Annotated in this window: 7 protein-coding genes and 1 pseudogene; 5 read left to right on the forward strand and 3 right to left on the reverse strand. The window is 71.6% G+C overall.

Annotation, left to right across the window (positions count from 1 at the left end; translation table 11 throughout):
* The 3 genes from BZY54_RS17635 to BZY54_RS17645 form a co-directional block, all read right to left on the reverse strand.
* Positions 1–568 (reverse strand): NADH-quinone oxidoreductase subunit NuoE family protein (locus BZY54_RS17635; protein WP_208640686.1); only part of this gene is annotated, 568 nt, incomplete at its 3' end.
* Positions 569–573: 5 nt separating this feature from the next.
* Complete coding sequence (locus tag BZY54_RS17640; RefSeq protein WP_086726156.1) at positions 574–2544, reverse strand: molybdopterin oxidoreductase family protein; 1971 nt, start codon at positions 2542–2544, stop codon at positions 574–576.
* Positions 2541–3512 (reverse strand): 2-dehydropantoate 2-reductase, encoded by a 972-nt coding sequence (locus BZY54_RS17645; protein WP_086726157.1) that lies wholly within the window; start codon positions 3510–3512, stop codon positions 2541–2543. The genes BZY54_RS17640 and BZY54_RS17645 overlap by 4 nt, the downstream gene beginning before the upstream one ends.
* Before the next feature lie 215 nt (positions 3513–3727).
* Here BZY54_RS17645 and BZY54_RS17650 point away from each other — a divergent pair, with 215 nt between their 5' ends.
* The 5 genes and pseudogenes from BZY54_RS17650 to BZY54_RS17665 all read left to right on the forward strand — a co-directional run.
* Positions 3728–5098: an OFA family MFS transporter gene (locus BZY54_RS17650; protein ID WP_086726158.1), complete on the forward strand. Its 1371-nt coding sequence runs from the start codon at positions 3728–3730 to the stop codon at positions 5096–5098.
* Positions 5058–5201, forward strand: a complete 144-nt coding sequence (locus BZY54_RS55450) for an MFS transporter small subunit (protein ID WP_425276290.1) — start codon at positions 5058–5060, stop codon at positions 5199–5201. Before BZY54_RS17650 ends, BZY54_RS55450 begins: the two co-directional genes overlap by 41 nt.
* Positions 5202–5338: 137 nt before the next feature.
* Positions 5339–6286 carry a beta-ketoacyl-ACP synthase III gene (locus BZY54_RS17655; RefSeq protein WP_086726159.1) on the forward strand — a complete coding sequence of 316 codons (948 nt, stop codon included), beginning with the start codon at positions 5339–5341 and terminating at the stop codon, positions 6284–6286.
* Positions 6287–6444: 158 nt separating this feature from the next.
* Positions 6445–7122 carry a GntR family transcriptional regulator gene (locus BZY54_RS17660; protein ID WP_086726160.1) on the forward strand — a complete coding sequence of 226 codons (678 nt, stop codon included), beginning with the start codon at positions 6445–6447 and terminating at the stop codon, positions 7120–7122.
* 185 nt (positions 7123–7307) lie between these two features.
* A pseudogene (locus BZY54_RS17665) lies at positions 7308–7509 on the forward strand (sugar kinase); the annotation flags it as partial.

A 7509-nucleotide genomic window follows, 5' to 3' on the forward strand; every position in this document is an offset into this window, starting at 1 on the left:
GGGGCTCCGCCCCGGACCCCGCCAGGGGGCGCTGCGCCCTGGACCCCCGCTCCTCGAACGCCGGAGGGGCTGGATCTCCCGCCCGTACCACCAGCGCCGCCGGTGCCCGCTCGCACAATCCCAGGCACGGGCTGCGCTCGATCCGCACCCCGCTGTCCGGACCCAGCCGGGACTCCACGCCCGCGCACAACCGCTCCGCCCCCGCCGCCGTGCACGCCAGGTCCGTGCAGACGTGCAGGACCGTGGCGGGGCGCGGCCGGAGCGAGAACATCGCGTAGAAGGTCGCCACCCCGTACGCCTCCGCCGGCGGCACCGTCAGGCGGCGGCACAAGTAGTCCAGCGCGCCCTCGCTGATCCAGCCGATCCGGTCGTTGAGGGCGTGCAGCCCCGGCAGCAGCAGGTCGCGGCGGTCGCGGGCCGCGCGCCCGCCGCGGGCCCACCGGAGGTCGGCGGCGTCCGTCGCGTCGCGGGCGGCGCCCTCCCAGGAGGTCTCGGGAGGGCCGAGCAGCGCGTCGACCGCGGCCCGTTCCTCGTCCGTCGGCTTGCTGTCACCGAAGCGCAGGTCCACGTGCGTCACCTCACGTCCGTCGGGGCGGTCGGCCTCTCGGTCAGCTTCTCGATCCGGATCGCCGACGCCTTGAACTCCGCCGTGCCCGCGATCGGGCAGTTCGCCTCGATCGTCAGCCGGTTGGTGTCCACTTCGTCGGGGAAGTGCATGGTCATGAAGGCGAGGCCGGGGCGCAGCCCGGTGTCGACCCACACCGGGGCCACCACGGATCCGCGCCGCGAGGTCACCCGTACCTCCTCGCCCACCACGACGCCGTAGCGCTCGGCGTCCTCCGGGCACAGCTCGACGTACTCGCCGCGCCGCAGCGGGGAGGCGAACCCCCCGGTCTGCACCCCGGTGTTGTAGGAGTCCAGCCGCCGACCGGTGGTCAGCCGGATCGGGTACGCCTCGTCGGTGAGGTCCACGGGCGGGTCGTGCCGCACGATCCCGAACGGGGCGGCCCTGCCGCGCCGCGCCAGGTCCGTCTCCCACAACCGCCCGTGCAGATACGTCGGTTCCAGCCGGTCGGTGCTGGGACACGGCCACTGGATGCCCTGGTGCTCCTCCAGGCGCGCGTAGGTCATCCCGTGGTGGTCCGGCGACACGGCCCTCAGCTCGTTCCAGACGGCCTCGGCGTCGGCGTACTTCCAGTCGTGGCCGAGCCGGCCCGCCAGGTCGCAGAGGATGTCGATGTCCTCGCGGGCCTCGCCGGGCGGGGTGACGGCGCGGCGCACCCGCTGCACCCGGCGTTCGCTGTTGGTCGTCGTGCCCTCGGTCTCGGCCCAGCCGGCGGTCGCGGGCAGGACGACGTCCGCCAGCTCGGCGGTCTTCGTCAGGAAGATGTCCTGCACGACGAGGAAGTCCAGACCCTTCAACCGCCGCACGGCCTGCTCGCTGTCGGCCTCCGACTGGGCCGGGTTCTCGCCGATGCAGTAGACGGCCCTCAGCGTGCCGTCCTCCATCGCCTCGAACATCTGGGTGAGGTTCAGGCCGTACTGCGGCTGGATGACGGTGTCCCAGGCCGACTCGAATTTCTGCCGGACGTCCGCGTCCAGAATGTCCTGGAAGCCGGGCAGGCGGTTGGGGATGGCGCCCATGTCGCCGCCGCCCTGCACGTTGTTCTGGCCGCGCAGGGGCTGCAGTCCGCTGCCGTAGCGGCCGACGTGGCCGGTGAGCAGGGCGAGGTTGATCAGCGCGCGGACGTTGTCGGTGCCGTTGTGGTGCTCGGTGATGCCGAGGGTCCAGCACAGCTGGGCGCGTTCGGCACGGGCGTAGGCGTGGGCAAGCTCCCGGATGGCGCGGGCCGGTACGCCCGTGACCTTCTCGGCCAGGGACAGCGTCCACGGCTCCACCAGTGCCCGGTACTCCGCGAAGCCGGTGGTCGCCCGCTCGACGAACGCCTCGTTGACCAGCCCCGCATGGATGATCTCGCGGCCGATCGCGTGCGCCATCGCGATGTCGGTGCCGACGTTCAGGCCCAGCCAGCTCTCCGCCCACTCGGCGGTGGAGGTGCGGCGCGGGTCGACCGCGTACATCCGGGCGCCGTTCCTGATCCCCTTCAGCACGTGCTGGAAGAAGATCGGGTGCGCGAAGCGGGCGTTGGAGCCCCACATCACCACGACGTCGGTGTGCTCGATCTCCTCGTACGAGGACGTCCCGCCGCCCGAGCCGAACGCGGCCGACAGCCCGGCGACGCTCGGCGCGTGGCAGGTGCGGTTGCAGGAGTCGACGTTGTGGGTGCCCATCACCACGCGGGCGAACTTCTGCGCCACGTAGTTCATCTCGTTGGTGGCGCGGGAGCAGGAGAACATGCCGAACGCGCCACGGTTGCGCTCCAGGCCGCGGGCGACCCGGTCCAGGGCCTCCTCCCAGCTCGCCTGCCGGAAGGGCTCGTCGCGTGCGTCCCGCACCAGGGGATGGGTGAGCCGGGTGTAGGTCTTCGGCGCTCCGCCGCGGCGTCCGCGTGGCTGGAATCGGCGTCGTTCGCTTGTGGTCATGCGGCGCTCCTCAGCGCGAGCAGGTCCGAGATGGCGTGCACGGTGCGCAGGGTGGGCACCTCCACGCCGGTGATGTCCGCCAGCTCGACGACCGCGGCGAGGAGTACGTCGAGTTCGAGCGGTTTGCCGCGCTCCAGGTCCTGGAGCGTGGAGGTGCGATGGTCGCCGACGCGCTCGGCGCCCGCCATGCGCCGTTCCACGGAGACGCCGACCGTGCAGCCGAGGGCCTCGGCGACCGAGAGCGTCTCGCGCATCATGGTCTCGATGACCCGGCGGGTGCCGCCGTGCAGACACATCTGCCGCATGGTCGCGCGGGCCAGCGCGCTGATCGGGTTGAAGGAGATGTTTCCGAGCAGCTTGACCCAGATGTCGTCCCGGAGGTCCGGCTCGACCGGGCACTTCAGGCCGCCGGCCCGCATGGCCTCGCCGAACCGGAGACAGCGGTCGGAGACGCTGCGGTCGGGTTCGCCGATGGAGAACCGGGTCCCCTCCAAGTGGCGTACGACGCCGGGTGCTTCGAGCTCGGTCGCCGCGTAGACGACGCATCCGACGGCCCGTTCGGGCGCGAGCACCGCACTGACCGCGCCGTCCGGGTCCACGCTCTCGAGGCGGTGGCCGTCGTAGGGGCCGCCGTGCCGGTGGAAGTACCACCAGGGGATGCCGTTCTGAGCGGCGACGACCGCCGTGGTGTCGTGCAGCAGCGGCTTGATCAGCGGCCCGCACGCCGCGTAGGAGTTGGCCTTCAGGCCCAGGAAGACGTAGTCGACCGGGCCGATGTCGGCCGGGTCGTCGGTGGCGTGGGCGCGGGCGGTGAAGTCCCCGCGCGGGCTGCGCACCCGTACTCCGTACTGCCTCATGGCCGCCAGATGCGGTCCACGGGCGATGAGGTGCACATCGGCGCCCGCGCGGTGGAGCGCGGCGCCGACGTAGGCGCCGATCGCACCGGCGCCGAGGACTGCGACTTTCACGGGACACTCCGTTCGGTTTGAGGGATACCGCGGAGGTGGTGAGGTGGAGCGGCCGACGAAGGCCGCATGGTGTCGACGAAATATTGTCTACAGTATGGGCAGCAGGGCGGCAAGGGTTCGCGCACCGACCGTTCGCCGCATGCTGCATACCGTTCACCGCATACGGTCGACGCGGATGCTTCTCAACCCGCCTGCCGCTTCCTACCGTGCGGCCCATGAGCCCCCCGGTCGCACCTCCGGGATGGAGCCGCTGGCTGGTCCCGCCCGCCGCGCTCTCCGTCCACCTCGCCATCGGCCAGGCCTACGCCTGGAGCGTCTTCAAGCCACCGCTGGAATCCGCCCTGCATCTCGACGGCACCGAGAGCGCGCTGCCCTTCCAGCTCGCCATCGTCATGCTGGGCCTGTCGGCCGCGTTCGGCGGCACGCTCGTCGAGCGCAACGGGCCGCGCTGGGCCATGACCGTGGCCCTGGTCTGCTTCTCCTCCGGCTTCCTGATCTCCGCCCTCGGCGCGCAGACGGAGCAGTACTGGCTGATCGTCCTCGGCTACGGCTTCGTCGGCGGGATCGGCCTCGGCATCGGCTACATCTCGCCCGTCTCCACCCTGATCAAGTGGTTCCCGGACCGGCCCGGCATGGCCACGGGCATCGCCATCATGGGCTTCGGCGGCGGGGCGCTCATCGCGTCGCCGTGGTCGGCGCAGATGCTGCAGTCCTTCGGCACCGACCACTCCGGGATCGCGCTGGCCTTCCTCGTCCACGGCCTGTCGTACGCGGTCTTCATGTCGCTGGGAGTCCTGCTGGTGCGGGTGCCGCGCACCGCGCAGCACGCCGAGGGACGACGGACCGGCGGACAGCATGCCGACCCCGGACCCGGCGCCCTCACGGGCGTGCAGGTCTCGGCCCGCAGCGCCGTGCGCACCCCGCAGTTCTGGTGCCTGTGGATCGTCCTCTGCATGAACGTGACCGCCGGCATCGGCATCCTCGAGAAGGCCGCCCCGATGATCACGGACTTCTTCGCGGACACCTCCACCCCCGTCTCCGCCTCCGCCGCCGCGGGCTTCGTCGCGCTGCTGTCGGCGGCCAACATGACCGGTCGCATCGGCTGGTCGACCACCTCCGACCTGATCGGACGGAAGAACATCTACCGCGTCTACCTCGGCGTCGGCGCGCTGCTGTACCTGCTGATCGTCCTGTTCGGGGACGCCTCCAAGCCGCTGTTCGTCCTGTGCGCCCTGGTGATCCTCTCCTTCTACGGCGGTGGCTTCGCCACCGTGCCCGCGTACCTGAAGGACCTGTTCGGCACCTACGAGGTCGGCGCGATCCACGGCCGGCTGCTCACCGCCTGGTCCACCGCGGGCGTCCTCGGGCCGCTCATCGTCAACTGGATCGCCGACCACCAGAAGGCGGCCGGCAAGCACGGTTCCTCGCTGTACGGCCTGTCGTTCGGCGTCATGATCGCGCTGCTCGTCGTCGGCTTCGCCGCCAACGAACTGATCCGGCCCGTCCACGCCCGCCACCACATCCCCGCACAGAGAAAGGGCCCCGATGCCGACGACGCCGCACGACAGCAGTCAGAGTCCGCCTGAGCGGCGACCCCTCGTCGCCTTCGCCTGGCTGTGGGTGGCGGCGCCGCTCGCCTACGGGCTGTACGAGCTCGTGCAGAAGGCGACGCAGCTGTTCACGGGGTGAGTTGGCCGGGCGTCGAAGTGCCTGACGAAAGCCGACAAGCCGGGCCGCCGTTTCCTGTGGCCTCGCCTGCCGCGCTACCCGTGAGTCACTGATCAGACTGGGGAGTCCGCTACCCATGGCAACGAGGGGGACCCCCGATGAACGGCTCGCGCATCTGTGCCGTCGGCCACTACCAGCCCGCCAAGGTGCTCACCAACGAGGACCTGGCGGCCATGGTGGACACCAGCGACGAGTGGATCAGGAGCCGGGTGGGCATCAGGACCCGGCACATCGCCGCCCCCGACGAGCCGGTCGACGAACTCGCCGCCCACGCCGCCGCCAAGGCGCTCGCGGCGGCGGGACTGGCCCCGGACGACATCGACCTGGTCCTGGTCGCCACCTCCACGGCCGTGGACCGCTCCCCGAACACCGCCGCGCGCGTCGCGGCCCGCCTCGGCATCCCGCGGCCGGCCGCGATGGACGTCAACGTCGTGTGCGCCGGCTTCACCCACGCCCTGGCCACCGCCGACCACACCGTGCGCGCCGGGGCCGCGACGCGCGCCCTGGTCATCGGCGCCGACAAGATGTCCGACGTGGCCGACTGGAGCGACCGGACGACCTGCGTGCTCGTCGGCGACGGAGCGGGTGCCGCCGTGGTCGAGGCCTGCGCCCCGGCGCAGGGCGCCGGGATCGGGCCGGTGCTGTGGGGTTCGGTGCCGGAGATGGGGCACGCCGTACGGATCGAGGGCACGCCCCCGCGGTTCGCGCAGGAGGGTCAGAGCGTCTACCGGTGGGCCACCACGCAGTTGCCGCCGCTGGCCCGGCAGACCTGCGAGCGTGCGGGCGTGGCGCCCGAGGACCTCGCCGCGGTCGTGCTGCACCAGGCCAACCTGCGCATCATCGAGCCGCTGGCGCAGAAGATCGGCGCCCTGCGCGCGGTGGTCGCCCGCGATGTCACCGAGTCGGGCAACACCTCGGCGGCGAGCATCCCGATGGCCCTGTCCAAGCTGCTGGAGCAGGGCGCCGTGACCGCCGGCGACCCGGTCCTGCTGTTCGGCTTCGGCGGCAACCTCTCCTACGCGGGGCAGGTCGTGCGCTGCCCGTGAGGGGCGCGCACAGCGCCCTCACTCCCGGTGCGAAGTGTCTGATTCCGCCCTCCGTGGCCATTGTGCGCCGTAGACTGTAGACGAAAGACAATCGATACTGGCTGCCGGTGATCCACTCTTCCGCCCGCAGCGCAGGGCCCGGCCCAGGAGGGACCGCGATGTTGTCGACAGGACTGCCGCAGGGGTCGGTGCCCAGACTCGAACGCCCCGGGCCGCTGCGGGACCGCGTCTACGAGGCGTTGCTCGAACTCATCACCACCCGTGCCCTTCAGCCCGGCCAGCACCTCGTCGAGAGCGAACTCGCCGGGCACCTCGGGGTCTCCCGTCAGCCGGTGCGGGAGGCACTGCAGCGGCTGAACACCGAGGGGTGGGTCGATCTGCGGCCCGCGCAGGGCGCGTTCGTGCACGAGCCCACCGAGGAGGAGGCCGACCAGCTCCTGACGGTCCGTACGCTGCTGGAGGCGGAGGCCGCCCGGCTGGCCGCCGTCAACGCGGACGACGCCGGCGTCGCGGCGCTGGAGGACCTGTGCGCGGAGGGCGAGGGGGCCGTCGCCGCCGACGACGTGGACGCCGCGGTCGCCCTCAACGCCCGTTTTCACGCCAAGATCATGGACCTGGCCGGCAACGCGGTCCTCGCCGAACTCGCCGCACAGGTCGACCGCCGGGTGCGCTGGTACTACACGCCGGTGGCCCGGCAGCGAGGCGGCCAGTCCTGGGTCGAGCACCGCGACCTCATCGCGGCCGTCGCCGACCACGACGAGCAGCGCGCCACCCGGCTGATGCGGGAACACACCGAGCACACCCGCAGGTCGTACCACGAGCGCGCGCAGTCCTGAACTCTCGCGCGACGCAGCGGCGGAGAGCGACGGAGCGCCACCGTGCCCCTCTTTGTCCTTGGGATGGCAAAAGGAGCGGTGATTCGTGCCACGACTGGTTCTCAGGCCCGCCGGTCACTGCTACGTTCGCCTCGAAACCTGCTGGATTGGCTGATTCGAGACGGGGAGGGGGGCACGTGAGACGCATGACGGCACGACCCGCCAACGCACATCAGGCGCGGCTGCTGAAGCTGTTGCGCGATTCGGGTCCGAATTCCCGTGCGCAGCTCGGCGATCTGATCGAGTTGTCCCGGTCGAAACTGGCCGTGGAGGTCGACCGGCTCCTGGAGACGGGACTCGTCGTCGCCGACGGGCTCGCCGCCTCGCGCGGCGGCCGCCGCTCCCACA

The organism is Streptomyces carpinensis (assembly GCF_002154505.1).
GTDB lineage: Bacteria > Actinomycetota > Actinomycetes > Streptomycetales > Streptomycetaceae > Streptomyces > Streptomyces carpinensis.

What these genes read in the sequence shown, in the direction of transcription:
- BZY54_RS17660 (WP_086726160.1), top strand. Translation starts at nt 6,445, where the DNA reads ATGTTGTCGACAGGACTGCCGCAGGGGTCGGTGCCCAGACTCGAACGC.
- BZY54_RS17655 (WP_086726159.1), top strand. Translation starts at nt 5,339, where the DNA reads ATGAACGGCTCGCGCATCTGTGCCGTCGGCCACTACCAGCCCGCCAAG.
- BZY54_RS55450 (WP_425276290.1), top strand. Translation starts at nt 5,058, where the DNA reads ATGCCGACGACGCCGCACGACAGCAGTCAGAGTCCGCCTGAGCGGCGA.
- BZY54_RS17640 (WP_086726156.1), bottom strand. Translation starts at nt 2,544, where the DNA reads ATGACCACAAGCGAACGACGCCGATTCCAGCCACGCGGACGCCGCGGC.
- BZY54_RS17650 (WP_086726158.1), top strand. Translation starts at nt 3,728, where the DNA reads ATGAGCCCCCCGGTCGCACCTCCGGGATGGAGCCGCTGGCTGGTCCCG.